Below are 24,752 nucleotides of genomic sequence, written 5' to 3'. Positions count from 1 at the left end.
TTGCTAAACGATGCGCCGGAAGAGAACCGGCGTCGTCGTGTTGTGCGCAATACTGACCATGTACGTGAGGTTACATCAACTTCCTACCCACCTACAGCCCGAATTGTCGGGCCTCTATGCTGACGCAACTGGGAAGGCGCAGCAGTAGCCAACGAAACACCCACGAAGAGCGAAGTTTCGGCAATCATGTCCGAACGTGAGGTTCTCGGATATGAGGAGGATGTGCGACGGTGCCGGACCACTTGCTCGAACAGTTGATCACCATTCCTTTGTTCACCGGAATCATCGGGTACATCACCAATTGGTCGGGCGTCCTGATGCTGTTTGCGCCGATCAACTTCCACGGGATCAAAGTGCCCGGCCTCAAACTGCTCTTCCCGTTCCTCCCCCGACGCGTCCAGGTGATCCCCGCGATCACCAGCGACGGCAGATTCGGTTGGCAAGGCATCGTCCCCTCGCGGGCGGAGAAGATGGCGTCGATCGCCGTCGACAAATCCCTCGCGAAAGTCGGCAGCATCGCCGATTTCTATCGCGTCCTGGACCCGGACAGCATCGCCGAGCACTTGGTGAACATTTCTCGCAGTGAAGTGCGCGGCGTGGTCACCAGAATCATGACGGCCGAGAATCCTCAGCTCTGGCACAACCTTCCGACGTCGGTGAAGGAAGCCGTCTTCCGCAAAGTGGAGGACGATCTGCCGGCCAGCGTGCGCATGATCACCGACCGCATCGAAGAGGACATCGACGAGTTCATCGACGCGAAGCTGATGGTGATCCGCTACCTCTCTTCGCACCCCAAACTGCTCAACGACATCTTCCGCACGATGGGCAACAAAGAGCTCAGGTTCATGCAGAACTTCGGCTTCTACTTCGGATTCCCGATGGGCTTCGTGCTCGTCGGAATCCTCCATCTGGTTCCGCAGTGGTGGGTGCTTCCCATCGGCGGTGTGATCATCGGATACATCGTGAACTACCTCGGCATCACGATGATCTTCGAGCCGATCACCCCCAACCGTTGGGTGCCGTGGAGGCAGGGGCTCTTCCTGAAGCGACGCACCGAGATCATCGCCGGGTACGCAAAAACCCTCGCCGATCACGTCGTGACGCTCGAGAACATCGGCACCGAACTCCTCGAAGGTCCCCGCTCGGACCGAACGCGGCGGATGCTCGATCAGGTACTGCGCGAATCCGTCGACGACGCAGCCGGCTGGGCAAAGTCGGTGGTCAAGATGACCGTTGGTTCGCAGAGCTACAAGCGTCTGCCCGGCCTGGCCACCACCGAAGTGCTCGACCTGTACCCAAGGGTCTTCGAGGACGCGGAGTTCGCCGAGAACCAGTCGGAGAAGATTCGTGTCTTCGTCACCGAACGCATGAGCATCCTTTCACCGGAAGATTTCAGCGAACTACTACGCTCAGCCGTCAAGCAGGACGAGTGGCTGTTGTTCGTACACGGGGCCGTGCTGGGCTCGTTTGCCGGTTTCCTACACCTCGCAATATTCGGAGTATGAGCATGAGTGAGCACGACCATCGCATGATCGTCGAAGCGGAATCGTACGACTGGGCTGCGGACATCACGCCGGTCGAATCCGTCGAAAAGCGTCTGATCCGTAGCCTTGTCGGGCTGACCGCCACGACGACGCTCACGTCGATCAAGCTGACAGGGTGGGCTTTCGGAACGGCGAAGGAGGCGACGCGGCAGATCGTTCAGGCTGCCGCCGAAGCCGCGGCAGAGGCCGCTGAATCGGCCAATGTTCAATCCGAACGTCGGGCCGAGAACTCCAACGGAGACGGCTCGCGGACCGAGAACCTACGGGCAGCAATGGCAACTCGTACCAATCGCAAGCAGAGCGTGGAGGCCACTCTCGCGGCGCTGCGGGCACGTGGCGACAGATTGCTGGACCGTTCCGCGGACGTGACCGATCGCGACGATCTGCACCCGGCCTACGACCGGATCCTCGACGAGATCGCGCCGGACGAAGCTCGAATTCTTCGGTTGTTGGCCACTTCAGGTGCGCAACCGAGCGTGGACGTACGTACGGCGCGGCCGTTCGGCGTCGGCTCGGAGATGATCGACGAGGGTCTGTCGATGATCGGAGAACTGGCAGGCTGTCGTCATCTGGACCGCATCAGCGCCTACCTGAACAACCTGCATCGGCTCGGTTTGGTGGCGTTCTCACGCGAGCCCGTCGAGGCCGACCGGTACCAGGTGGTCGAGGTACAGCCGTCGGTGATCGAGGCGGTCAAGCGAGCCGGACGATCGAACAAGATAGTGCGTCGTAGCATCCTGTTGACGCCGTTCGGTGACGACTTCTGTCATACCTGTTTTTCTCTGTAGGGCCTCCGGCCCTGTGCCCCCTACAGCCAGGTATCTTCTGTCGTTGTCGTCAGGAACGCTTCGAGATCGTCACGCCAGGTAGCCGGAACAGTCTTGTCCGGCTCGATGCCCGTGTACTGCCCGCGATAGAAGAGCAGCGGGCGTTCGGTCTTGATCTCACTCATCGACGAAACCCGACCGAAGACGACGTAGTGATCGCCGCCGTCGTGGACGGTTTCCACCGTGCAGTCGATGTGTGCAAGGGACTTGTCGATGATCGGCGAGCCCAGAGGCGATGGCGTCCAATCGATGCCGGCGAACTTGTCCGGCTCACGTGACCCGAAACGAGCACACACCGCCTGCTGTTCCTCCGCCAACACGTTGACGGCGAACTTACCGGTCCGCTCGATTGCCGCCCACGACCGAGAACCCTTGGTGGGGCAGAACAACACCAAAGGCGGGTCGAGTGACAGGGCCGCGAAAGACTGACATGCGAACCCGACAGGCTCACCGTCGTCGACTGTCGTGATGATGGTGATACCCGTGCAGAATTGCCCGAGAACCGTGCGGAACTGGCGTGGATCGATCGCCTGCTCCGCACTCACCGACGCGTCGGGCGAACTCACGGCTTCATTCCCACCGTGAAGTCGTGACCCCACAGGCTCACGGCCGTGCTTTCCCTCGCGATCCAGTTTTCGTCCTCGACCTCTAGCCCCTCACAACCGAATTCGATGTCGAACCCACCTGGAGTCTTCATGTAGAACGAGAGCATCTCGTCGTTGACGTGGCGACCGAGAGTCGCCGACATCTTGACCTTCTTGCGCAGTGCCCGGTCGAGGCACAGTCCGACGTCGTCGGAGTTCTCCACTTCGAGCATCAGGTGCACGATGCCCGTCGGGTTGGGCAACGGCAGGAACGCCAAGCTGTGGTGACGCGGGTTGCAGCCGAGGAACCTCAGCCACGCCGGGTCGCCGTCCGCGGGCCGGCCGACCATCTGCGGAGGCAGACGCATCGAGTCGCGAAGCTTGAATCCGAGTACGTCGCGGTAGAACCGCAGCGAAGCATCGTCATCGTCGGTGGTGAGCACGACGTGGCCGAGCCCCTGCTCGCCCGTCACGAACCTGTGCCCGTACGGGCTCACGATCCGGCGGTGTTCGAGAGCAGCGCCGTGGAACACCTCGAGGGAGTTACCCGAGGTGTCCTCGAACGCGATCATCTCGACGACGCGACGGTCCTTGAGCTGCTCCGCCGTGCCTTCCTTGAACGGAACACCGGCTGCCGACAACCTGTCACGGATATCCTGTAGCTCAGCGGCATTCGCGGTTTCCCAACCCGAGACGAGCAGACGGTCCGTGTCGTTCGGAACGATGACAAGTCGCGCCGGGAAGTCGTCCATACGCAGATACAGCGATTCCGCGTCGACGCCCTTGCCCTCGATCATTCCGAGGATCTTGAGTCCGTATTCGCGCCACGCAGCCATGTCGGTGGCCCCGATGCGCATGTACGCCAGAGATCGAATACCCATCATTTACCTCCGTCGAGCAGGAAGTCGGTTGCGAGCCGGTTGAATTCGTCGAACTTCTCGAGCTGCGCCCAGTGACCGCAACCGCCGAAGACGTGGAGCTGCGCGCGCGGGATCATCTTGAGCGCGACCAGTGCGCCGTCGAGAGGGTTGACCCGATCCTCACGGCCCCAGATCAGCAACACACGCTGACGAAGCTTGTACGCCTCGCGCCAGAGCATGCCGAGCTCGAAGTCACCGCTGGAGAAGGACTTACCCATCGCCTTGGCCGCAGCCAGCGACTCGGGAGTGCTGGCGGCAGCAAAACGTTCGTCGACGAGTTCCGGCGTGATCAGCTTCTGATCGAAGACCATGATCCGCAGGAATGCTTCGAGGTTTTCTCGGGTGGGCTGGTAGCTGAACTTTCCGAGGTTCTTGACGCCCTCGGTGGGGTCCGGCGCAAACAGGTTGACACTCAGACCGCCGGGGCCCATCAGAACGAGGCGACCCGCACGGTCCGGGTAGTCGAGCGCAAAGCGAACAGCAGCGCCACCACCGAGCGAATTGCCCAGCAGATCAACGCGACCGGTGATCTCGAGCGTGTCCAGGAGATCGTTGAGCGCCGACGCACTGTGCACGAAGTACTGCGGATGCTCCGTCGGCTTGTCGGACTGCCCGTAACCGGGCTGATCGACCGCGATGACGTGAAAGCTCTTCGCCAACACCGGAATGTTGCGGGCGAAGTTAGACCACGACGACGCGCCTGGGCCACCGCCGTGCAGCAGCACGATGGTCTTGTCGTTTCCGACGCCCGCCTCGTGGAAGTGCAGTTTCAGATCGGGGCGCACTTGCGCGAACCGTGAAGTGGACTCGTAGGTGAGGGCTTCTTCGGTGGTTGTCACTGAGCCTCCTCTAGACCATCGTGTCGGTGATCGGCAGACCGAATTCGCCGGTTCCGAACATGACGTAGGCGCGTTCGGGATCGTTGGCGGCGTGGACGCGACCAGCGTGAGCATCGCGCCAGAAACGCTGGATAGGAGTGCCGTTCTGCAGCGCCGTGGCGCCGGAGTTCTCGAAGAGCTTGTCGATCGAGGCGATCGCGCGGCCCGTGGCGCGCACCTGGTCACGTCGAGCGCGCAGCCGCAGTTCCATCGGAACCTCTTCGCCCGCAAGGATCAACGCGTACTCGTCGGCGACGTTGCCGGAGAGCTGACGCCACGCGGCGTCGATGTCGCTGGACGCCTCGGCGATGCGCACCTTGGCAAACGGATCGTCCTTCGACTTCTCGCCGGCGAACGCAGCGCGCACACGCTTGCCCTGGTGCTCGACGTGCGCTTCGTAAGCTCCGTAAGCCATTCCGACGATCGGTGCCGAGATCGTCGTGGGGTGAATGGTTCCCCACGGCATCTTGTAGACCGGCGCGGTGTTGTTCTCGAGGCCCGGGGCGGTCAGTTCGCTCATCGCCCGGAAGCTCAGCACGCGATGCTTGGGAACAAAAACATCCTTGACCACAACGGTATTGGAGCCGGTTCCACGCAGACCGACCACATTCCACACGTCGTCGATCTGGTAGTCCTCGCGAGGAATCAGGTAGCTCACGAAATCGACTGCGCGGCCGTCCTTGAACACCGGACCACCGAGAACGGCCCAGCTGGCATGGTCACAACCCGAGGACCACGCCCACGCACCGTTGACCTTGTATCCGCCCTCGACTACTTCACCCATACCCATCGGGGCGTAAGAGGACGAGATGCGAACGTCAGTGTCGTTGCCCCACACGTCTTCCTGCGCCTGCTGAGAGAAGAGGGCGAGGTGCCAGTTGTGTACCCCGATGATCGAGGAGACCCACCCTGTGGAACCACACGCGCTGGCGATCTTCTTGACCGCGGAGTAGAACAGCACCGGATCGGCTTCGTATCCGCCCCACTGCTTCGGCTGCAGCAAGCGGAAGAAGCCTGTTTCCTGAAGAGCCTTGATGGACTCGTCGGGGATACGACGCAGATCCTCGGTCTCCTGTGCGCGCTCGCGCAGTGCCGGCAGTAGTGCGTCGAGCCTCTGCATCACCTCGTGGCTGTCATGGTTACCCACTTCGACGCTCCCGTCTTCCTCGATCGGTTGGTTCACTTACACTTGAGACTAGAACACGTTCTCTTTTCTGTCGAGACGCTGACAAAGGTCCCGTTTGTGGCCGCAATGCTGTAACAAGTGCCCCCAAAATCTGGCGGAACCGGATCGAGTTCTATAACGTGTTCTACTAACAGCTAGAAGGGATGTGAGGTCACAATGGCGCAGATTCGCGAGATCGACGTCGGAACGGTGCAAACTCGTTTCGCCCGCGGTTGGCACTGCCTGGGTCTACTGAAGACCTTCAAGGACGGCAAACCGCACGCGATCGAGGCTTTCGGTACGAAGCTCGTGGTGTTCGCCGACAGCAAGGGCGACATCAAAGTTCTCGACGGATACTGCCGTCACATGGGTGGTGACCTCACACAAGGCGAGGTCAAGGGCGATTCCATCGCCTGCCCCTTCCACGACTGGCGCTGGGGCGGCAACGGCAAGTGCACCGGCATTCCTTATGCCCGCCGCGTGCCTCCGCTCGCACGCACCCGCGCGTGGACGACCCTCGAGCAGAACGGTCAGCTCTTCGTCTGGAACGACCCCGAGGGCAATCCGCCGCCCGAAGAGATCGTGATTCCTCGTATCGAGGGCGCGTACAGCGACGAATGGACCGACTGGACCTGGAACTCCATGGTCATCGAGGGGTCCAACTGCCGCGAGATCATCGACAACGTGGTCGACATGGCGCACTTCTACTACATCCACTACGCCTTCCCGACGTACTTCAAGAACGTCTTCGAAGGTGAGATCGCCACTCAGTACCTCAACACCACGGGCCGTCCCGACATCGGAATGGCCTCCCAGTACGGCGGCGACACGCTGCTTCGCTCCGAAGCTGCGTATTACGGACCGTCGTACATGGTCAATCCCCTGTGGAACAGCTACAGCGGATACGAGGTCGAGAGTGTTCTGATCAACTGCCACTACCCGATCAGCCCGGACTCGTTCGTGCTGCAGTGGGGCGTGACGGTGAAGAAGCCGACGGGTGTCTCCGACGAGATGGCCGACAAGTTGGCCGGCAAGTTCACCGAGGGCATCAGCGAGGGATTCCTGCAGGACGTCGCGATCTGGAAGAACAAGACCAAGATCGAGAATCCCCTTCTCTGCGAAGAAGACGGCCCCGTCTACCAGCTACGACGCTGGTACGAGCAGTTCTACGTGGACAAGGCCGACGTCACCGAGAAGATGACGCAGCGCTTCGAGTTCGAGGTGGACACCACCAAGGCAAACGAAGCCTGGCACGCCGAGGTCGAGGAAAACCTCGCACGCCAGAAGGCCGAGAAGGAAGCTGCAGCAGAAGCGGCAAAGAAGGAAGCAGAGGTCTAGTCGTGAGCGCCTCGATCGGAACCGACGCACGGTGGGCTCGTTGGGCCAAGGCACCGGACTTTGCCGGGCAAACGGAACGGCTCGAGGCGATCGCGGCCCAGACGATCGAGGACAAGCACGAATACCTCGACTCGGGTCTGCAGGAAGTCGACTGCAAGGCATGCGGCGCGTGCGTACTGGTTCGCAAGAACACGTACAAACACACCAGCGTGCAGTGGACTTCCGACCCGGCGCTGCGTTGCCACACCTTCAAAGAGGCAATTGCTTCCGGGCAGTCGACGGCATTGAAAGACGGTTGCCCGAAACTGCACGACAGCATCGCGGACGCAGTAAGGGACGGCACCATCACGGTGCGTGATCCCGAGGTCAGCTGACCTGATTGTGTAGAACGAGGGCCGACCCACCACGGGTCGGCCCTCGTTTTACGTTCCAGCGACTGCGCGTCCGTCAGGCAGGCGGTCGCACCTTTCGTGCGGCCACCGCGTAGACGTCGCTCGACGTGGTGAGAGAGTTCTTTCCGCTGGCCGCCGGCACTCCCCCGCGTAGATTCACGGCCCAGTTGAGCGCACCCAGCGGTCCACACCCGCTGGCTCCCGGCGCCGCAAACACCGCATCCGAATGTGGGACTGCCGGGAACACTGCACCGGGGAACTCACCGATAGGTTCCGACGGAGGGTTTCCGGTTGTGGTCAGGTGAAGGTTGATCGGATTCGAAACCGAACCGATGTAGCAATCGTCACCGAGCAAGGGATTAGACAGTTTCAATCGAACAGGCATGGTGAGTTCCTGCTCGAGAACCTTCAGATCCGGGACTCCCACCGATTCCACCGTCGCGCTGATCTGAGTCAGTCCCAGCGGAGTATCGATCCCGAGAGCACCTCCGGGTACCGAAATCGGATTGGAATAGACCCCGTTGGACCCGTCCTGCTTGGCGACGAACGTCTCGATGAAACTGTTGTCCGGCTGGGTCGCGTATTTCACTCCGCCCGCAACCTTGAGGCTTCCGTCCGGGATCGGCACCGAAAGTGCGCCCAATTTCATGGTCCCTCCGCGAACTACGACGCTGGCGCACGTCGTCACCTCGAGATCCTCGATCGGGCACGTGCCCCAACCGTCGAAGGTCAACGGATCAACCGCTGCCGCACCGGAGGAACCGAGCGATCCGCTGCCGGAAGACCCTGACGATGATTCGTCGGCAATTGCCACACCTGCACCGGCCATGACAAATGTTGCAACTAGCGCGACTGTCGACATCACTCGAGATTTGTTGCGGCTCTTCATCTTCGAATTCCTCCACCGTTGACGGAAATTCACGAGAGCCACCCCTGTGGATCGCACCTCGATCTACGCCCGGCACGCTACCGAGAAGTGAGACGCGGATTCACACATAACGACGATATTTCCCACCAAAGAACTACGGCGATCACGCTCGATCGAACTTCCGTCCTAGCCCGGAAACCGTATCGATCCTGTCGGCTCAGTTCGGTTCGACTGTGCCCGAACCGATGACCTGATCGAGGAACGGCCCGAACATCTCCCCCAGGTTCTCGGCGATCTGATCGGGGGTACCGAAAGACAACGTCACGTGACTGATCGCCAGACGCACTATCGTGCTGCCGAACATCTCGGCATGGATGCGGTCGACGTTCGCCCAACTGGTCATGAAGATCTCGGCCAACCTCGCGCTCGCATGTTCGAGCAGCGGAGTCCCGTCAGTGGTGACCAAGCTCAGCAGGTCGTGCTGCGGCCGGGGACCGACAATGCTGACCACCATCGGATCCCGGGCACCGGCGTCGAAGAAGGCACGAAATGCAGCCGAGACCGCGCCACGCGGATCCGAATGATGCAGCGTTACTTCGCGTTCCACTTCTTCGAGAAACTCGTCGACAAACCGGATGAGGTATCCGGACGCCAATCCCTGGCGAGACGTGAACTCCTTGTACAACGTCTGCCGGCTCATACCCGCAGCTTCCGCGATATGCGCCATCGTGATGTCGTTCCACGATTTCTCGGTCAAGAGTTCGCGTGTGGCGTCGAGCGCTGACGCACGGAGGAGTTGACGAGCTGCCTCGTGGTACGGGACACGGGCACGAGCGGTGGACATATCGGGAAGATTTCCATCGCCCGTGCTCGGTGTCAAAACGGTGGACACGCAAGCCACAGAAGTCACGAGTGCACTCAGAGCACCGGTGAGGCGACAAGACCCGCCGCAAGTTCGGTCAGATCCCTGTTCGAATCGGCGAGTACGTCGGCGCTGATGTCCGGCGAGCGTTCGATAAGGGTTCGGACGGCGCGAATGTCCTTCGGCCGGCCTACGCTCACAGCACCGACGATATTTCCGTCGCGCATGCAGATCGCAGTGAAGTCATAGGAGTCCAAGTCTCCTCGAACTATTACGGTGTCGTCCGCGCCTGGCCAACCAGCTACTTGAATGTTGCGGCCGAATTGGTTCGACCAACTCCAAGGGACGGATTCGAAGGGTTCTTCCTTCCCGACGATGGTCTTGGCAACTGCAACTGCGTGGTCCTGCGCGGTGTTCCAGTGCTCACCACGGTGCATGCCGCCGAGAAAACCGTTGGGCACGTTGGCCACATCGCCGATCGCGTACACATCAACGACGGAGGTCCGGAGGTATCGATCTACCGAAATCCCGTTGTCCACCGCAATACCCGCCGCAGCAGCCACATCGGTATCGGGCAAGGATCCGATTGCAACCACGGCCAAGTCCGCTGTCCACTCGCGTCCATCACACGCGCGTGCGGTGACACCGTCGACACCTGTCGTCAGCGTCTCGAGGTCGACTCCCGTCTGCAAGGCGACGCCGGCCAAGTTGTGCAGCGCGGCGATCTTCTCCGCTATCGACGGTGGAAGCAGCCTGGACAGGGGCAGCGGTTGCGCTTCGAGAACCTGCACACTGCAACCCAAGTCACGTGCCGTTGATGCCACCTCCGATCCGATCAAGCCACCGCCGACCACCAGTAGCGAGGATCCTTCGATCAGCTGGGATTGCAAGCGTCGCATGTCTGCGATATCCCGAAGATAGTGAACGCGCTCAGAATCTTCCGCGGTCAACCGTCGGGACCGTCCACCCGTGGCAAGAATCAGAACGTCGTAGTCGATGCTGTCACCGTCGGCTAAACATACTGTGCGGGAATCTGTGTCGATACTCGTGACAGTTGCGCCGATCCGAAGATCGATACTCTGCTCGGTCCAGAAAGTCGACGGCCGCAACCGAGCCCGATCGATCGACGCTTTCCCGGACAGTAGCTCCTTCGACAGCGCTGGGCGGCGGTACGGCTCCTCAGGTTCGCTGCCGATCAGGATGATGCTGCCGCCGAACCCTTCCTTGCGCAGGGCCTGCGCGGCACCGGAACCGGCGATGCCCGTGCCCACGATCACGACGGTGCGTGTGTCGGGCTCGCTGACCGCTGTCATCAGCGGTCCACCTCCACCATTTCGAAATCGACTTTGGCAGCGCCACAATCAGGGCAGGACCAGTCTTCGGGGATCTCGTCCCAGCGAGTGCCGGGCTCGATACCGTCGTCGGGCCAGCCGATCGCTTCGTCGTATTCGAACCCGCACTGGAGGCAGCGGAACAATTTGTAAGCAGTGGCAGTCTCGGACATCGGTTTTCCTTTCACCGGTGGATATTTCGATCAGGATTGCGTGACGAGGGTGAAGTCGACCTTCTCGCGCACGCCGCAGTCGGGGCAGCACCAGTCGTCCGGAATGCTCGACCACGGCGTGCCGGGCGGAAAGCCCTCTCGCGCAGCGCCTGTCGATTCGGTATAGGTGTAATCGCAGATCGGGCAGGTGTAGGCGTTCATGCGTTCACCCCGTAGGCCGCGAGGATCTTGGCCCGCTTCTTCGGCGCGATGTTGACCTGGGTGATGTCGCCTCGGTAGTGCTCGAGAACGCGGTGGTCCATCACCTTGCGCCACAGGGGCGGAACTGTGGCGAGCATGATCATGCTGGCGTAGCCGCTCGGGAGCTGAGGCGCCTCTTCCATACTGCGAAGCGCTTGGTAGCGCCGTGTCGGATTCGCATGATGATCGCTGTGCCGCTGCAAGTGATAAAGGAAGACGTTAGTGCAGATGCGATCACTGTTCCAGCTGTGCGCCGGCGTGCATCGCTCGTACCGTCCGCTTGCGGTTTTCTGACGTAGGAGTCCGTAGTGCTCGAGGTAATTGATCGCTTCGAGCAGCGAAAACCCGATGAACGCCTGGATCACGAGGTACGGCGCGATGCCGATCCCGAATACTGCAAGCGCGACACCGAACAGAACAACCGACATGAGCCAGGCGTTGAGCACGTCGTTCTTGATGCTCCAGTGCGTGGTGCCCAAACGCTCGAAGCGGGTCTTCTCGAGATGCCACGCCGACTTCAATCCCCCGCCGACGCTGCGCGGCCAGAAACCGTAGAGGGTCTCACCGAAGCGCGAGGTCGCCGGATCTTCCGGAGTCGACACTCGCACATGGTGGCCACGGTTGTGCTCGAGGTAGAAGTGACCGTAAGCACTCTGAGCGAGAACGATTTTGGACAACCAGCGCTCGACGCTCTCCTTCTTGTGCCCGAGTTCGTGGGCTGTGTTGATGCCGATTCCGGCCGTCACACCGATCGTCACTGCGAGTCCGATATTGGAGAGAACGCTCAAATCCCAACGCGCCCAGATGTAGCAGGACAGGAAGAAGGCCGTGTACTGCAGCGGCAGATAGGCGTAGGTGCACCACCGGTAGAAGCGGTCGTTCTCGAGTTCGTCGATCACCTCGTCGGGCGGATTCTTCCCGTCCTCACCCGCCAGGATGTCGATGACGGGAATGAGAGCAAACGCGATCAGTGGGCCGGTCCACCAGAAGACATTCCATCCGGTGGCGGTAACAAGCCCCACGGCGATGAAAGTTGCCGATGACGGAATCAGCGCCAACAGCCACAAGTAGCGTTTCCGGTCTCTCCAAGTTGCGAGCCGACCATCTGGCTCGGTGTACACCAACGCCGCCATCGAATTCTCCAGTTCTCGTTCGGATCAGTGAGTGCGTCCTGCGCGGTAATCCGCGACACGAACAACATCTATGTATAGAGAGTGGACAAAGGATGGCGTTTTGTCAACGATTTTTGAGGTGAAAGTTTTACAAACACGCAGATTTGTACATCACTAGGATGTGGCGGCAGATCAGCGTTCAAGGAATCGAGGGCGCAAAAGTGCGCCGAAAGGCGCTCGCGCCTCAGGCGGAACGTAGGCCGCCTCGCCATGCCGGGAATACAGGTGGTCGTCCTCGTATCGCGGAAATACGTGGACGTGGTGGTGCCAGACGTCCTGGTTGCCCGCCGGTTCGTTGTGCTGCCGGGTCGAGACGCCGTCGCAGCCGTAGGCTTCACGAATTGCAACAGCCACGGCCTGAACCAGGTCGAAAACCGAGTGCCCGACGCTCGTGGGCAAAGTGTAGAGATTCTCGAAGTGCTCGATCGGCGACACAAGTACGTGGCCGGGGTTGCCCGGCCACCACTTCGGGGAAATCCGAGCGATTGCGTGGTCGGTTCGAGCAACCAGGTCGGTCGACGCGTTGTGCTCGTCGAACTCGCCCAGCGCGAAGCGACAGAACGGGCACCGGTACCCCGGCGGCTCATGATGCAACTCGCCTGCCTTCACGTCGCGATCTTCCCACGACCTCAACGTCTGCGACCCGTGTGGAAAGCCCCAAAATGCCCGATCTGCGCGAATTTCCCCAAAACAAAAGTTCGCGTACCCATACTGAAATGACCGACTGTCCCCGACGTGAGTGGTTCCTCATGGATACCGACGTATTGGTAGCGGGCGCCGGCCCGATCGGATTGACCACCGCGATCGAGCTGCGCAGACGCGGTATCTCATGTCGAATAATCGACCCGCTCGACGAACCGCGGCAATACGCGAAAGCCGTCGGGATTCAGCCACGCACTCTCGAACTCTTCGAGAACATGGGGGTGCTCCGCCAGGCACTCGACGCCTCGACATTGATGCGCGGTCAGATCATGTACACGAACGGCGTCGAGGTCGGCCGCGTCGACCTCACCCTCCCCGAGGACGTTCCTTACTGGTTTCTCTGTCTGCCTCAGTACTCGACGGAGCGCATCCTCACCGAGCGCCTCACCGAGTTGGGAACAACCGTCGAACGCGGAGTCGGCCTCACTGCATTCGAACAGTCCGACGACGCCGTCACCTGCACCCTCAGCGACGGCAGCACTGTGACAGCCCGGTACCTGGTGGGTTCCGACGGCGCGCACAGCGTGGTCCGCAAAGGGCTGGGCCTGAGCTTCGAGGGCGGCGCGTTTGCCGAGAGCTACATGCTCGGCGACGTCGAAGTCGACTGGTCGATCCCCAGCGGCTACTCCGTCCGCGCCAACCACACCACCGACGACGGAACCACCGACGACCTACTCGTCTGCATCCCACTTCCCGGACACAAGCGGTACCGCATGTCGATGCTCGTTCCGGACGAGTTGATGCCGGACGAATCGTCGAACAAAGCCGCTGTACAACACGGTTTTTCAACCGGCAAGACACCGGAACTCCATCACATCCAGGCCGTGCTCGACAGACTGTCCCCAGAACCGACAACCGCCTCGATGCTGCGATGGTCCTCGGTCTTCCGCATCAGCCACCGCATCGTCGACGCTTACGGTCGCGGACGGGTTTTTGTCGCCGGCGACGCCGCGCACATCCATCCCCCGACTGGAGCGCAGGGCATGAACACCGGCATCCAGGACGCCCACAACCTCGCATGGAAGGTAGCGCTCGCCGTCAAAGGCGTTGCAACAGCAGATCTTCTCGAGACCTACGATGCCGAAAGACGGCCGGTCGGTGAAGAAGTCGTCGGGATGACCGTCCGAAATGCTCGAGAAGGAATCGGTTCGGGAGAGTCTTCCATCGACACGGCAATGCGGCGCCAGGCTCAATTGTTGATCGACTACTCGGAGAGTCCGCTGAACACCGGGCGTAATTCTTCGAGTCCACACGTTCAACCGGGCGAGCGTGCACCCGATGCACGCGGAATGCGCCGAGACGGTGTGCAGTATCCAATTCGGTTGTTCGACTTGCTGTCCGGAGTCGACCACACGTTACTGCTGACTTCGGACGGATCCGCGGAGAGTATCAACAGCCTCGAGAAGGTCGCCGACGCCGCCATTCGATCAGCGCACCGCATGTTGGACGTCTACGCGATAGTGCCACCGGGAACCGTGACCGTCGATTCGTTGGTGCCGATCATCGAGGACAACGACTCGCAGCTATGCGCCGCGTATGGGGTCGAAGGTACGGCGGCGCTGGTCATTCGCCCCGACGGCTACCTCGGATTCCGTGGTCACCCGGAGAACGTTTCCGACTACTTCGCGAAAGTGTTTGCCGTCAATCAGGAATGAGCGAAGCGAACATCAACCGGATCTCGGGTGAGAGCTTCATCAACTCGACGTACCCACCCAACGGCCCGGCATCGAGGTAGGAGAACTCCATGCCGGCGCCCTCTACCCGACCTTGTTGCACCACCGACATTCCGCGACGCTCGGCCTCTAGCAACGTCGCCTCGTAATCGTCTGGAACCCAAGCCATGTGATGAACTCCGACGCCGTGAGTCTCCAGGAACTCCGTGTACAGGTTGCGTCCGGATACTGGTTGGATCAGCTCGAGCTGTTGGCTGCCCGCATATCCGATCGACACGTGCACGACATAGTCCGCTGGCTCCCCGCGATACGTTGTGGTCTCGGGACCAAAGGCGATGTCTGGCATACGTAGCCATCGCTCCACTCCCCACTGCCGAGTGAACTCCTGTTCGGCAGCCTCGATGTCCTCGACCACCCAGCAGATCTGGAAGATCGGTCCCGAGACCAACGGGGTCATGCCATTTTTCCGTTGTCGACCGAGTAAACGGCCCCGTGTATCGCCGAGGCGTCGTCGGAGGCAACGAAAGCCACCATCTTCGCAACGTCCTCGGCTTCCATCAAGCCACGCGGCGAGGCAACCTTCATGACGAGGTCGAAGTCGACTCCGTCGGGGAAGGTGAATCCGGTGACTTGAGGAGTCATCATGCCGCCGGGGCAGATTGCGTTGACACGCAGAGACTTTCCGGTGAACTCCATCGCCATCGCTCGGGTCAGTCCGATGAGTCCGTGCTTGGCAGCACAGTATCCAGCCGAGTACGCCTGCCCTTCCAGTCCCGCGATCGAGGAGACGTTGACGATGTTGCCGCCCCGTTCCAGCAAGTGCGGCAGTGCTGCTCGGGAAAGGAAGAACGGTCCGTTCAGATTGACCGCAAGGTCATGTGCCCATTCGGAATCCGCAATATCCGCCGTGTGACGAAGCGAGTGCGATCCCGCCACGTTGACGAGGATGTCGATACCACCGAGTTCGTCGACACACGCTTGCACGGCCGCATCACACTGAGCGGAATCCGAGACGTCCGTCGCCGCGAAACGACGCTCTCCATCCGCGCCGACCACCTCGACCATCGACTGTCGCAGCTTTTCCTTGTCGCGGGCGATACCGAAAACCTGTGCGCCCCTGCGGTGGAGAATCTCGGTGACGGCGCGCCCCAACCCTGAGGACGCGCCGGTCACCAAGGCCACTTTTCCGGCCAGTACGTCTGCCATGGGCTAGGAAGCCGCTGCTTCGCGCTGGAGTTCCAGCGCGATGTCGATCAACTGATCTTCCTGGCCGCCGACCAACTTGCGCTTACCTGCGCGCACCAACAGTTCCGCGGACGACACTCCGTACCGCTCGGCCTGACGCTCGGCATGCTTGAGGAAGCTCGAGTACACGCCGGCGTAGCCCATCATCAGCGCTTGACGATCGAGCAGGCATTCCTGCGGCATTGCCGGGCGCACAACATCTTCGGCTGCATCGGCGATGGCGAAGAAGTCGATACCGGTCTTGACGCCGATCTTGTCGCAGACACCGACGAAGGCCTCGACCGGGGCGTTGCCGGCGCCGGCACCGAACCGACGGGTACTACCGTCGATCTGCTTGGCGCCCGCCCGCACTGCCGCAATGGAATTGGCGACGCCCAGGCCCAGGTTCTCGTGGCCGTGGAAGCCGACCTGAGCGTCGTTGCCGAGTTCCTGAACCAGCGCCTCGACGCGATCGGATACCTGCTCGAGTACCAGCGCGCCGGCCGAGTCGACCACGTACACACACTGGCAACCCGCGTCGGCCATGATGCGAGCCTGCTTGGCCAGCTTCTCCGGCGGAATCGAGTGAGCCATCATGAGGAATCCGACTGTTTCGAGTCCACGCTCACGCGCGAGGCCGAAGTGCTGGATGGATACGTCTGCCTCGGTGCAGTGAGTTGCGATGCGGCAGATGGACGCACCGTTGTCCTGTGCGATGACGATGTCGTCCTTGATGCCCAATCCGGGCAGCATCAGGAAGGCGATCTTCGCGTTGGTCGCCGTCTCGACTGCAGCTTTGATCAGTGCCTGCTCGGGAGTCTTCGAGAAGCCGTAGTTGAAGGAGGATCCGCCGAGGCCGTCGCCGTGAGTGACCTCGATGACCGGCACTCCGGCTCCGTCGAGGGCACCGACGATGGCTCGTACTTCGTCGACGGTGAACTGATGACGCTTGTGGTGGGAGCCGTCGCGCAGCGACGTGTCGGTGACGCGGATGTCCCAGCTCGAATCGAAATGAATCATGTCGCTCATGCCTTCACACTCAGAAGCTTCTGGGCGATTTCCTCGCCCACCTTGGTGGCTGCTGCCGTCATGATGTCGAGGTTGCCCGCGTACGGCGGCAGGAAATCGCCTGCGCCTTCGACTTCGACGAACGTGGTGACCGTTGCATAGCCACCGGAAACGACGCTCGGTTTGTCGAACTGCGGTTCGTTGAGCAACCGGTAGCCGGGCACGTACTGCTGGATGTCCTTGACGACGCGGTGAATGGAGTCGGTGATCGCGGCCTGATCGGCGTCTTCGGGGATAGCGCAGAAGATTGTGTCGCGCATGATCATCGGCGGGTCCGCGGGGTTGAGGATGATGATCGCCTTGCCGCGCTGTGCGCCGCCGATGGTCTCGATACCGCGGCTGGTGGTCTTGGTGAACTCATCGATGTTCGCGCGAGTTCCCGGGCCGGCGGACAATGATGCAACGGAGGCGACGATCTCGGCGTACGCCACGTCGACGACACGCGACACCGCATAGACGATCGGAATGGTTGCCTGCCCACCGCAAGTGATCATGTTGACGTTGGGTGCGTCCAGGTGCTCACGCAGGTTCGCGGGCGGAACCACAGCCGGGCCGACCGCGGCCGGAGTCAGGTCGACGGCACGGATACCGGCGGCCTCGTAGCGTGGTGCTGCCTCGCGGTGCACGTATGCCGACGTCGCCTCGAAGACCAGGTCCGGTTTCTCCGCCTGGTTCAGCAACCAGTCGACGCCCTCGGCGGAGGTCTCGAGTCCCATCTTGCGGGCGCGCGCCAATCCTTCACTCTCGGGATCGATTCCGATCATCCATCGCGGTTCGAGCCACTCGGAACGCTGCAGTTTGTACAACAGATCGGTACTGATGTTTCCCGATCCGACGATCGCCACACTTGCCTTGGTCATGACTACTCCTACGTGAACTGAAGAGAGACGGAACCGAGGCCGCTGAACTCGGCTCGGAAGTTGTCGCCTGGATGAGCGTCGATCGCTCGCGTGCACGAACCCGGCAGAACGATGTCGCCGGCCTTGAGCCGAACTCCGAACGTGTCGACCTTCTGCGCCAACCATGCGACAGCGGTGACCGGGTTACCGAGAACCGCATCGCTGCGCCCCTCCGCAATCCGCTCGCCGTTGCAGGTCAGCACCGCATCGATCGCCTTGATGTCGATGTCCGACGGGCGAACTCGTTCCTTGCCGAGAATGAACCCGGCGGATGAGGCGTTGTCCGCGATGGTGTCCGAGAGGCCGATCTTCCAGTCCTTGATCCGGCTGTCGATCAACTCGATGGACGGCGCATAGGCGACAGTGGCGTCGATGACGTCTTGTTCGGTGCACCCGGCGCCCGGCAGATCTGCTCCCAGAATGAAGGCGACCTCCACCTCGACGCGTGGGAAGCAGAAGCGCGACGTGTCGACCGGACGGTCCTCGAACTCTTCCATCTCGGCGAGCAGGTGACCGTAATCTGGCTCGTCGACGCCCATCATCTGCTGCATCGCCAGTGACGAGAGTCCGACCTTGTGTCCGACCACCTTTGCGCCACCGGCAACACGACGCCTGATGTTGATGAGCTGGATCTCGTAGGCGTCGACGACGTCGATGTCCGGATACGTGGCGATCAGCGGGCTGATCGGAGCGCGATCCCGTTCCGCCGAGTCGAGATGGTCGGCAAGTTCGCCGCGGATCTGCGTCGAGAGCATCGTTCAGGCCTTTCCGACTGTGGAGAATGCGGCTGCATGCTGACCGGCTCGTCGTCCGGAGAACACGCAGTCGGCGAGCGACAAGCCGCTCACATACGAGTTGGAACAGATACCGACCGCGGTACGGCCGGCGGCGTACAGACCAGGGATACCCTCCCCGGCCTCGTTTTTCACCATGCCGGACGATTCGTCGACCACCAATCCACCGAGCGTGAGCATCGGGCACGGATTCATCATGTTGGGCTTGATCGAGACGTCGTACATCGTGAACGGCGCAGACAGTATCGGCCTGACGAAGTCCGACGGTTTACCCATCGGATCAGGTTGTCCGGCAGCGGCAGCGGAGTTGTGCGCGTCGACGGTGGCTTGAAGGCCGGCGACGTCTATCCCCGCTTTGCGGGCGACCTCGGCAATGGTGTTGCCACGCACTGCAGTACGCATCATTCCGGTGGTCTGCACCCGCTGGAACCACATCGACTGGTCACTTATCTGCGATTTCGCTTCGCGAACGAGTTCGGAATCTGCCAGCAGCCAACCGATTCCGCTGCTCTTCTCCGCCATCGCCTGACCGAGAGCGGCACCGTAACGGGACTCGTCGACGATTCGCGCACCGGATTCACCCACCAAAATGGAACCGAGAAAAGCACTCGGCGGGACGATGAATCGCCAGGCGGACACATTGCCGAGCTTGTCGGTGGCTCCCCCGGCTTCGATACCGAGGTTGATGCCTTTGCCGTCGTCCCCGGACGTGCCGAGCGGGATACCGCCCTTGTAGGCGGGGGCATGGGTGCGCATCATCTCGCGATTGGACACGAAGCCGCCGGCGCTCAGGATCACGCCGCCGCGCGCCTGGATGCGAATCCGCTTGGCGTGCTTCTTCTCGATCTTCGCGATGAGTGCGTCGAGAATCGTGCGCAACTGCGGTGCGTAGACGCCGGGCTTGGAGGACAGGGACCCGAGCGTCGCGTGACGGCGACGAACTCCGGCAGGTGCGTCACGCAGCGTCAGTGCTTCGACGCCGATCACCCGGCCGTCCTCGATGATCAGCCGGTCCGCTCGCGTCTGTCCGAGCAACTGGACGCCCTTCGCCTCCGCGGACTTCGCGAGCGGGCCGTACAGCATCTTTCCCGACGTGCCACGCCCCTTGGCGCGATGACCACGCGGAGCAGGTTTTGCGATGTCACGGAACCCGCCGGCCGATTCGCTACCCGAGAAGTAGAGGTAGTGCTTGTTGCTCGGGTACGACGTCTTGTACGGACAGAGTGAGGCCTCGAACGGCACGCCGTGACTGCGCAGCCAGTCGATCGACGCCGGGCTCTCGTCGACGAACCGGCGCAGAGTCTGCGGCGTCACCGCGTCACCGACCTCGCGGTTCAGGTAGGCGAGCATGGCTTCGGGACTGTCCTCGACACCGGCTTCCTTTTGAATCACGGTGCCGCCGCCGGCGTAGTAGATTCCTCCGGAAATCGTGCTGGCACCACCACCGAGTGCTCGGTCGATTGCCAAAACCGACGAACCGGCCGCTACAGCTTCGAGCGCCGCACTGGCGCCCGCCACACCGAACCCGACCACAAGGACGTCAACCGAAGTATCCCAGGTCACACCGCACCATCCTCAATCTCACTGCAACGTGTTTCGTTATCAATGACAACGTCCGGAAATACTTCCTGGCAGAAAGCATGGACTGACACCCCCATCATTCTATAACGTGTTCTACATGAGCAAGCAGGAATACGACATCGTCGTCGTCGGCAGTGGTGCCGCAGGTATGACAGCGGCCTTGACCGCAGCCCACCAGGGCTTGAGTGTGGTCATCGTGGAGAAAGCCGCCCACTACGGCGGATCGACCGCCCGTTCCGGTGGTGGGGTCTGGATCCCCAACAACGAGGCACTTCAAGCGGACGGTGTCACCGATACACCGGAGGCCGCACGTTCCTACCTGCACAGCATCATCGGCGACGTCGTCGCTCCCGAACGCATCGACACCTATCTCGAGCGCGGTCCCGAGATGCTCTCGTTCGTGTTGAAGAACAGCCCGCTCGAGCTGCAGTGGGTTCCCGGCTACTCCGACTACTACCCGGAAGCACCCGGCGGACGCCTCGGTGGCCGCAGTGTCGAGCCCACCCCGTTCGACGGCAACAAGTTGGGCGCCGACCGCAAGAACCTCGAGCCCGACTACGTCAAGGCCCCCAAGAACTTCGTCATCACCCAGGCCGACTACAAGTGGCTCAACCTGCTGATGCGCAATCCTCGCGGACCCCTGCGCGCCATGAAGGTCGGCATGCGATTCCTCGCAGCGAAGGCCACCAAGAAGGATCTGCTGGTCCGCGGCCAGGCACTGGTCGCCGGTATTCGACTCGGACTTCAGTCCGCCGGAGTACCCATCCTGCTGAACACCCCGCTGACCTCCCTGTACACCGAAGACGGCGCAGTTCGCGGCGTCAACGTCATCGTCGACGGCGAGGAGCAGGTCATCCGCGCTCGCCACGGAGTTGTGTTGGGATCGGGCGGATTCGAGCACAACAAGGAAATGCGTGAGAAGTACCAGCGTGGGCCCATCGGCACCGAATGGACCGTCGGCGCCAAGGCGAACACCGGCGACGGCATCCGCGCAGGCCAAGAAGTCGGCGCTGCAGTCGATTTCATGGACGACGCCTGGTGGGGCCCGTCCATTCCGTTGACCGGCGGACCGTGGTTCGCTCTCTCCGAGCGCACCCTCCCGGGCTGCATGATGGTCAACATGTCGGGCAAGCGCTTCGGCAACGAGGCTGCTCCGTACGTCGAGGCGACCCATGCGATGTACGGCGGTGAGTACGGTCAGGGCGAGGGCCCCGGCGAGAACATCCCGACGTGGATGATTCTCGATCAGCGCTACCGCAACCGCTACACGTTTGCCGGTATCACTCCCCGCTCCCCCTTCCCCGGCCGCTGGCTCAAGGCCGGCATCGTGGTCAAGGCGGGAACCATCGCCGAATTGGCAGAGAAGACAGGGCTTCCCGTCGCATCGCTGACCGAAACCGTCGATCGGTTCAACGGCTTCGCGCGCAACGGCAAGGACGAGGACTTCGGACGCGGTGACAGTGGTTACGACGCGTACTACGGCGATCCCCGACTGAAGAACCCCAGCCTCGCCGAAATCAGCAAGGCTCCGTTCTATGCCATCAAGATGGTTCCGGGTGACCTCGGCACCAAGGGCGGAATCTGCACCGACGTCAACGGCCGAGCATTACGCGAAGACGGAAGCGTCATCGACGGCCTCTACGCGGCTGGCAACGCGAGCGCTCCGGTCATGGGCCACACCTACGCCGGACCAGGCGCGACCATCGGTCCCGCAATGACTTTCGGCTACCTGGCCGTACTCGACATCGTCGAGCGTGCGAAGAAGGCCGAGACAACCGAAGCACCGGCAGCTGAAAAGACGGCGGTCGACCATGCCAATTGATCCGAAGATCGCACTCGGCGCCGAGCTTGCGCCACAAGAGTTCTCGTGGACCCCGTCGGACGTGCAGCACTACCACTTGGCACTGGGGGCAGGTGCTCGTCCGCTTGATCCGAACGAGCTTCGATACCTCGACGACGAAAAGCCTCAGGTACTACCCACCTTTGCCACCGTCGCCGCCAACTTCCACGCCACCGAAGCACCGAAGGTGTCGTTTCCCGGCGTCGAAATCGATCTGGCGAAGGTGGTGCACGGAAGCCAGGAAGTGACTGTCCATCAGCCGATCCCGGCAAGTGGAAGTGGCCGCACCACAACTCGAATCGCCGAGGTCTGGGACAAGGGCAAGGCCGCGGTGATCGTGCAGGAATCCGTCACGGTCGACGCCGAGGGCAACCCGCTGTGGACAGCTCGCTCGTCCATTTTCGCCCGCGGCGAGGGTGGTTTCGGGGGTGAACGTGGTCCGTCGGAGTCGATTACGCTTCCGGATCGCGAAGCAGATGAGACAGTGGTGACGCCTGTGCTTCCACAGCAGGCTTTGCTGTACCGGATGTGTGGTGATCGGAATCCGTTGCACTCGGATCCGCAATTCGCCTCCGCGGCAGGCTTTCCAGCGCCTATCCTGCATGGACTGTGTACTTACGGAATGGTCTGCAAGACCGCAGTGGATACCATGCTCGACGGCGACAGCAGTCGGGTAGCCGGATTTCGGGCCCGCTTTGCCGGGGTCGTATTTCCCGGCGAGAACTTGAGTATCCAGATCTGGAAAGACAATGGGCGACTCCTGATCTCAGCTTCTGTACTGGAGCGCGAAGCTCCTGCCCTGGCTGACGTAGTTCTCACTCTTGTCTGATACCAACCTGTCTGATACCCACCTGTTAGAACTCACCGTAGTTCTCGAACCCGATGGAGTAGCCCGAAGATGACGGCACAAGACGAAAAGTTCCGACTGTCCCGACGAGGTTTCATGGCCGCTGGAGCCGGCGCCGTGGCAGCGACCGCATTCGCCGGCTGGACGCCGGCCTACGCCGTCCCCGCCGGCTCTTCCGGCTCCGCGGGTGGTCCCGTGTCCACCCTCACACCGCCGCCTGCCTTCCCCGAAGGCATCGCGCTGTACCAGCAGGCATATCAGAACTGGTCCAAAGAGATCATGCTCGACGCGATCTGGACCTGTTCGCCCAAGACGCCCGAAGACGTAGTCCGCCTCGCGAACTGGGGCCATGCCAACGGCTACACCATTCGTCCCCGCGGTGCCATGCACGGCTGGACGCCGCTGACCATCGTCAACGGTGCGCCGGTCGACAAGGTCATCCTCGCCGACACCACGGTCCACCTCACCGGAGTCTCCGTCAACGCCGGTGGCAGCCCAGCCACCGTCACCGCAGGACCCGGCGCGACCCTCGACGCCATCACCACCGCACTGCAGGCACAGGGCCTCGGGTTCGCGAACCTGCCGGCGCCCGGTGTGTTGACCATCGCCGGCTGCCTCGCCGTCGACGCTCACGGCGCAGCGCTCCCCGCCGAAGGCGAAGCACACGTTCCCGGACAGACTTTCGGCTCACTCTCCAACCTCGTCACGTCCCTGACCGCAGTGGTCTGGAACGGCAGCGAGTACGCGCTGAAGACGTATGCACGTAGCGACGCGGCGATCAAGCCGCTGCTGACTCACCTCGGACGCACCTTCCTCACCTCCGTCACCTTGCAGGCCGCCCCCAACTACCGCATGCGCTGCGTCAGCCACACCGACATCGGATGGCAGGAACTCTTCGGCGCCCGCGGAGCGTCCGGACGCACCTTCGAGAAGTTCGTCCGCGAAAACGGTCGCGCAGAAGCAATCTGGTACCCCTTCACCGAACGCCCGTGGATGAAGGTGTGGTCACTTGCACCCACCAAGCCGCCGTTCTCGCGTGAGGTGACCGGGCCCTACAACTACATCTTCTCCGACAACCTCCCGGAGCCGGTCACCGACATGATCGGGCAGATCAACGCCGGAAACCCGGGCATCGCACCGGCATTCGGGCAGATCATGTACGCCACCACCGTTGCCGGACTCGCCGCGACGTTCTCCAACGACCTGTGGGGATGGTCCAAGGACGTCCAGTTCTACATCCGGGCCACCACCCTGCGTCTGACCGAGGGCGGCGGAGCCGTCATCACCTCGCGCGCCAACATCGGCCAGGTCATCCACGACTTCACCCAGTGGTTCAACGGTCGCATGGAGTACTACCGCTCCATCGGACAGTTCCCCCTCAACGGCCCCGTCGAAATCCGTTGCTGCGGCCTCGATCAACCATCCGAGGTCGAGGTCGACTCGGCAGGCGCCCCCACCATCTCGGCCATGCGCCCGCGCCCCGACCATCCGGAATGGGACACTGCCATCTGGCTCAACGTCCTCGGCGTCCCCGGAACCCCCGGCATGTTCGCGTTCTACCGCGAAATGGAACAGTGGATGCGTAATCACTACAACAACAACGACGCCACCTTCCGCCCCGAGTGGTCCAAAGGCTGGGCGTTCGGCCCCGACAAGCCGTACACCGACACCCCGATCATCACCCAGGGCCTCCCCCAGACCTACCGCGACGGCGTCCCATCGAGCGACAACTGGGACACCGCCAACGCCGCATTCAACGCGTTGGATCCGCACAAGGTCTTCAGCAACACCTTCCTGGACCAGTTGCTGCCTTGAGGTTCAAGTACTGAG

Annotated in this window: 25 protein-coding genes; 8 read left to right on the top strand and 17 right to left on the bottom strand. The window is 61.8% G+C overall.

Annotated features, from left to right (window positions below; all coding sequences use genetic code 11):
* The first annotated feature begins 230 nt into the window (after positions 1-230).
* Positions 231-1,505, top strand: a complete 1,275-nt coding sequence (locus tag RWT78_RS03120; protein WP_003945674.1) for a DUF445 domain-containing protein — start codon at positions 231-233, stop codon at positions 1,503-1,505.
* Between the two features lie 2 nt (positions 1,506-1,507).
* Positions 1,508-2,332, top strand: a complete 825-nt coding sequence (locus RWT78_RS03115; RefSeq protein WP_003945623.1) for an Abi-alpha family protein — start codon at positions 1,508-1,510, stop codon at positions 2,330-2,332.
* 20 nt (positions 2,333-2,352) lie between these two features.
* Here the strand turns inward: RWT78_RS03115 and hsaB are convergent, their stop codons facing one another.
* The 4 genes from hsaB to hsaA are packed head-to-tail and all read right to left on the bottom strand — an operon-like array spanning position 2,353 to position 5,900.
* Positions 2,353-2,937, bottom strand: a complete 585-nt coding sequence (gene hsaB, locus RWT78_RS03110) for a 3-hydroxy-9,10-secoandrosta-1,3,5(10)-triene-9,17-dione monooxygenase reductase subunit (RefSeq protein WP_003945677.1) — start codon at positions 2,935-2,937, stop codon at positions 2,353-2,355.
* Positions 2,934-3,836 (bottom strand): iron-dependent extradiol dioxygenase HsaC, encoded by a 903-nt coding sequence (gene hsaC, locus RWT78_RS03105; RefSeq protein WP_003945585.1) that lies wholly within the window; start codon positions 3,834-3,836, stop codon positions 2,934-2,936. The genes hsaB and hsaC overlap by 4 nt, the downstream gene beginning before the upstream one ends.
* Positions 3,836-4,714, bottom strand: coding sequence for a 4,5:9,10-diseco-3-hydroxy-5,9,17-trioxoandrosta-1(10),2-diene-4-oate hydrolase (gene hsaD, locus RWT78_RS03100; RefSeq protein ID WP_003945808.1), 879 nt, complete (start codon positions 4,712-4,714; stop codon positions 3,836-3,838). Before hsaD ends, hsaC begins: the two co-directional genes overlap by 1 nt.
* Positions 4,715-4,724: 10 nt before the next feature.
* Entirely contained in the window at positions 4,725-5,900 is a 1,176-nt protein-coding gene (hsaA, locus tag RWT78_RS03095; RefSeq protein ID WP_039973406.1) for a 3-hydroxy-9,10-secoandrosta-1,3,5(10)-triene-9,17-dione monooxygenase oxygenase subunit, read from the bottom strand.
* A gap of 195 nt (positions 5,901-6,095) precedes the next feature.
* Between hsaA and RWT78_RS03090 the strand changes: the two genes are divergently transcribed.
* Together RWT78_RS03090 and RWT78_RS03085 are read left to right on the top strand one after the other, a co-directional pair.
* Complete coding sequence (locus RWT78_RS03090) at positions 6,096-7,256, top strand: Rieske 2Fe-2S domain-containing protein (protein WP_003945847.1); 1,161 nt, start codon at positions 6,096-6,098, stop codon at positions 7,254-7,256.
* A 2-nt stretch (positions 7,257-7,258) separates the two neighbouring features.
* Complete coding sequence (locus RWT78_RS03085; protein WP_007734099.1) at positions 7,259-7,630, top strand: hypothetical protein; 372 nt, start codon at positions 7,259-7,261, stop codon at positions 7,628-7,630.
* Between the two features lie 73 nt (positions 7,631-7,703).
* Here the strand turns inward: RWT78_RS03085 and RWT78_RS03080 are convergent, their stop codons facing one another.
* The 7 genes from RWT78_RS03080 to RWT78_RS03050 form a co-directional block, all read right to left on the bottom strand.
* The gene (locus tag RWT78_RS03080) at positions 7,704-8,537 is read right to left on the bottom strand and encodes a hypothetical protein (protein WP_003945441.1); all 834 of its coding nucleotides are present in this window, start codon (positions 8,535-8,537) and stop codon (positions 7,704-7,706) included.
* 196 nt (positions 8,538-8,733) lie between these two features.
* Entirely contained in the window at positions 8,734-9,360 is a 627-nt protein-coding gene (locus RWT78_RS03075) for a TetR/AcrR family transcriptional regulator (RefSeq protein ID WP_007734097.1), read from the bottom strand.
* Positions 9,361-9,434: 74 nt separating this feature from the next.
* Complete coding sequence (locus RWT78_RS03070; RefSeq protein ID WP_314673812.1) at positions 9,435-10,691, bottom strand: FAD-dependent oxidoreductase; 1,257 nt, start codon at positions 10,689-10,691, stop codon at positions 9,435-9,437.
* Positions 10,691-10,882, bottom strand: a complete 192-nt coding sequence (locus RWT78_RS03065; protein ID WP_007734094.1) for a rubredoxin — start codon at positions 10,880-10,882, stop codon at positions 10,691-10,693. Before RWT78_RS03065 ends, RWT78_RS03070 begins: the two co-directional genes overlap by 1 nt.
* Before the next feature lie 30 nt (positions 10,883-10,912).
* Positions 10,913-11,083, bottom strand: coding sequence for a rubredoxin (locus tag RWT78_RS03060; RefSeq protein WP_314673806.1), 171 nt, complete (start codon positions 11,081-11,083; stop codon positions 10,913-10,915).
* Positions 11,080-12,255, bottom strand: coding sequence for an alkane 1-monooxygenase (locus RWT78_RS03055; protein ID WP_003945652.1), 1,176 nt, complete (start codon positions 12,253-12,255; stop codon positions 11,080-11,082). Before RWT78_RS03055 ends, RWT78_RS03060 begins: the two co-directional genes overlap by 4 nt.
* Before the next feature lie 171 nt (positions 12,256-12,426).
* On the bottom strand, positions 12,427-12,903 hold the full coding sequence (locus RWT78_RS03050; RefSeq protein WP_054826824.1) for an HIT family protein: 477 nt from the start codon (positions 12,901-12,903) through the stop codon (positions 12,427-12,429).
* Between the two features lie 140 nt (positions 12,904-13,043).
* Here RWT78_RS03050 and RWT78_RS03045 point away from each other — a divergent pair, with 140 nt between their 5' ends.
* The gene (locus RWT78_RS03045; RefSeq protein WP_314673904.1) at positions 13,044-14,651 is read left to right on the top strand and encodes an FAD-dependent monooxygenase; all 1,608 of its coding nucleotides are present in this window, start codon (positions 13,044-13,046) and stop codon (positions 14,649-14,651) included.
* On the opposite strand, the gene RWT78_RS03040 is transcribed toward RWT78_RS03045, so the two are convergent.
* From RWT78_RS03040 to RWT78_RS03015, 6 genes are read right to left on the bottom strand one after another with little or no spacing between them, the layout of a single operon-like run.
* Positions 14,638-15,126, bottom strand: coding sequence for a VOC family protein (locus RWT78_RS03040; RefSeq protein WP_064112422.1), 489 nt, complete (start codon positions 15,124-15,126; stop codon positions 14,638-14,640). The two genes, RWT78_RS03045 and RWT78_RS03040, sit on opposite strands and share 14 nt — an antisense overlap.
* A complete protein-coding gene (locus RWT78_RS03035) occupies positions 15,123-15,875 on the bottom strand; it encodes an SDR family NAD(P)-dependent oxidoreductase (protein WP_019746895.1) in 753 nt (250 codons plus the stop codon). The genes RWT78_RS03040 and RWT78_RS03035 overlap by 4 nt, the downstream gene beginning before the upstream one ends.
* A gap of 3 nt (positions 15,876-15,878) precedes the next feature.
* The gene (gene dmpG / locus RWT78_RS03030; RefSeq protein ID WP_208689882.1) at positions 15,879-16,922 is read right to left on the bottom strand and encodes a 4-hydroxy-2-oxovalerate aldolase; all 1,044 of its coding nucleotides are present in this window, start codon (positions 16,920-16,922) and stop codon (positions 15,879-15,881) included.
* Positions 16,919-17,821 carry an acetaldehyde dehydrogenase (acetylating) gene (locus tag RWT78_RS03025; RefSeq protein WP_003945771.1) on the bottom strand — a complete coding sequence of 301 codons (903 nt, stop codon included), beginning with the start codon at positions 17,819-17,821 and terminating at the stop codon, positions 16,919-16,921. Before RWT78_RS03025 ends, dmpG begins: the two co-directional genes overlap by 4 nt.
* Before the next feature lie 8 nt (positions 17,822-17,829).
* Positions 17,830-18,615, bottom strand: a complete 786-nt coding sequence (locus RWT78_RS03020; protein WP_003945480.1) for a 2-keto-4-pentenoate hydratase — start codon at positions 18,613-18,615, stop codon at positions 17,830-17,832.
* Between the two features lie 3 nt (positions 18,616-18,618).
* On the bottom strand, positions 18,619-20,217 hold the full coding sequence (locus RWT78_RS03015; protein ID WP_003945578.1) for an FAD-binding protein: 1,599 nt from the start codon (positions 20,215-20,217) through the stop codon (positions 18,619-18,621).
* A gap of 115 nt (positions 20,218-20,332) precedes the next feature.
* Here RWT78_RS03015 and kstD point away from each other — a divergent pair, with 115 nt between their 5' ends.
* The 3 genes from kstD (at position 20,333) to RWT78_RS03000 (ending at position 24,737) form a co-directional block, all read left to right on the top strand.
* Positions 20,333-22,057, top strand: coding sequence for a 3-oxosteroid 1-dehydrogenase (gene kstD, locus RWT78_RS03010; protein ID WP_198402588.1), 1,725 nt, complete (start codon positions 20,333-20,335; stop codon positions 22,055-22,057).
* Positions 22,047-22,904: a MaoC/PaaZ C-terminal domain-containing protein gene (locus RWT78_RS03005; RefSeq protein WP_003945880.1), complete on the top strand. Its 858-nt coding sequence runs from the start codon at positions 22,047-22,049 to the stop codon at positions 22,902-22,904. The genes kstD and RWT78_RS03005 overlap by 11 nt, the downstream gene beginning before the upstream one ends.
* Before the next feature lie 69 nt (positions 22,905-22,973).
* Positions 22,974-24,737 (top strand): cholesterol oxidase substrate-binding domain-containing protein, encoded by a 1,764-nt coding sequence (locus RWT78_RS03000; RefSeq protein WP_095970925.1) that lies wholly within the window; start codon positions 22,974-22,976, stop codon positions 24,735-24,737.
* Positions 24,738-24,752 lie beyond the last annotated feature (15 nt).

Source organism: uncultured Rhodococcus sp. (genome assembly GCF_963525155.1).
Classification (GTDB): domain Bacteria; phylum Actinomycetota; class Actinomycetes; order Mycobacteriales; family Mycobacteriaceae; genus Rhodococcus_F; species Rhodococcus_F qingshengii.
Note: the sequence above shows the minus strand (reverse complement) of the source record. Positions and strands in the feature narration are given on the sequence as shown.

Bases quoted from the DNA above. Each gene is read 5' to 3' on its own strand.
- RWT78_RS03090 (WP_003945847.1), top strand. From the start codon at position 6,096: ATGGCGCAGATTCGCGAGATCGACGTCGGAACGGTGCAAACTCGTTTC.
- RWT78_RS03075 (WP_007734097.1), bottom strand. From the start codon at position 9,360: ATGTCCACCGCTCGTGCCCGTGTCCCGTACCACGAGGCAGCTCGTCAA.
- RWT78_RS03115 (WP_003945623.1), top strand. From the start codon at position 1,508: ATGAGTGAGCACGACCATCGCATGATCGTCGAAGCGGAATCGTACGAC.
- RWT78_RS03040 (WP_064112422.1), bottom strand. From the start codon at position 15,126: ATGACCCCGTTGGTCTCGGGACCGATCTTCCAGATCTGCTGGGTGGTC.
- RWT78_RS03080 (WP_003945441.1), bottom strand. From the start codon at position 8,537: ATGAAGAGCCGCAACAAATCTCGAGTGATGTCGACAGTCGCGCTAGTT.
- RWT78_RS03020 (WP_003945480.1), bottom strand. From the start codon at position 18,615: ATGCTCTCGACGCAGATCCGCGGCGAACTTGCCGACCATCTCGACTCG.
- RWT78_RS03045 (WP_314673904.1), top strand. From the start codon at position 13,044: ATGGATACCGACGTATTGGTAGCGGGCGCCGGCCCGATCGGATTGACC.
- RWT78_RS03055 (WP_003945652.1), bottom strand. From the start codon at position 12,255: ATGGCGGCGTTGGTGTACACCGAGCCAGATGGTCGGCTCGCAACTTGG.
- RWT78_RS03065 (WP_007734094.1), bottom strand. From the start codon at position 10,882: ATGTCCGAGACTGCCACTGCTTACAAATTGTTCCGCTGCCTCCAGTGC.
- RWT78_RS03070 (WP_314673812.1), bottom strand. From the start codon at position 10,691: ATGACAGCGGTCAGCGAGCCCGACACACGCACCGTCGTGATCGTGGGC.
- RWT78_RS03060 (WP_314673806.1), bottom strand. From the start codon at position 11,083: ATGAACGCCTACACCTGCCCGATCTGCGATTACACCTATACCGAATCG.
- RWT78_RS03000 (WP_095970925.1), top strand. From the start codon at position 22,974: ATGACGGCACAAGACGAAAAGTTCCGACTGTCCCGACGAGGTTTCATG.
- hsaC (WP_003945585.1), bottom strand. From the start codon at position 3,836: ATGGGTATTCGATCTCTGGCGTACATGCGCATCGGGGCCACCGACATG.
- RWT78_RS03025 (WP_003945771.1), bottom strand. From the start codon at position 17,821: ATGACCAAGGCAAGTGTGGCGATCGTCGGATCGGGAAACATCAGTACC.
- RWT78_RS03035 (WP_019746895.1), bottom strand. From the start codon at position 15,875: ATGGCAGACGTACTGGCCGGAAAAGTGGCCTTGGTGACCGGCGCGTCC.
- dmpG (WP_208689882.1), bottom strand. From the start codon at position 16,922: ATGAGCGACATGATTCATTTCGATTCGAGCTGGGACATCCGCGTCACC.
- kstD (WP_198402588.1), top strand. From the start codon at position 20,333: ATGAGCAAGCAGGAATACGACATCGTCGTCGTCGGCAGTGGTGCCGCA.
- RWT78_RS03005 (WP_003945880.1), top strand. From the start codon at position 22,047: ATGCCAATTGATCCGAAGATCGCACTCGGCGCCGAGCTTGCGCCACAA.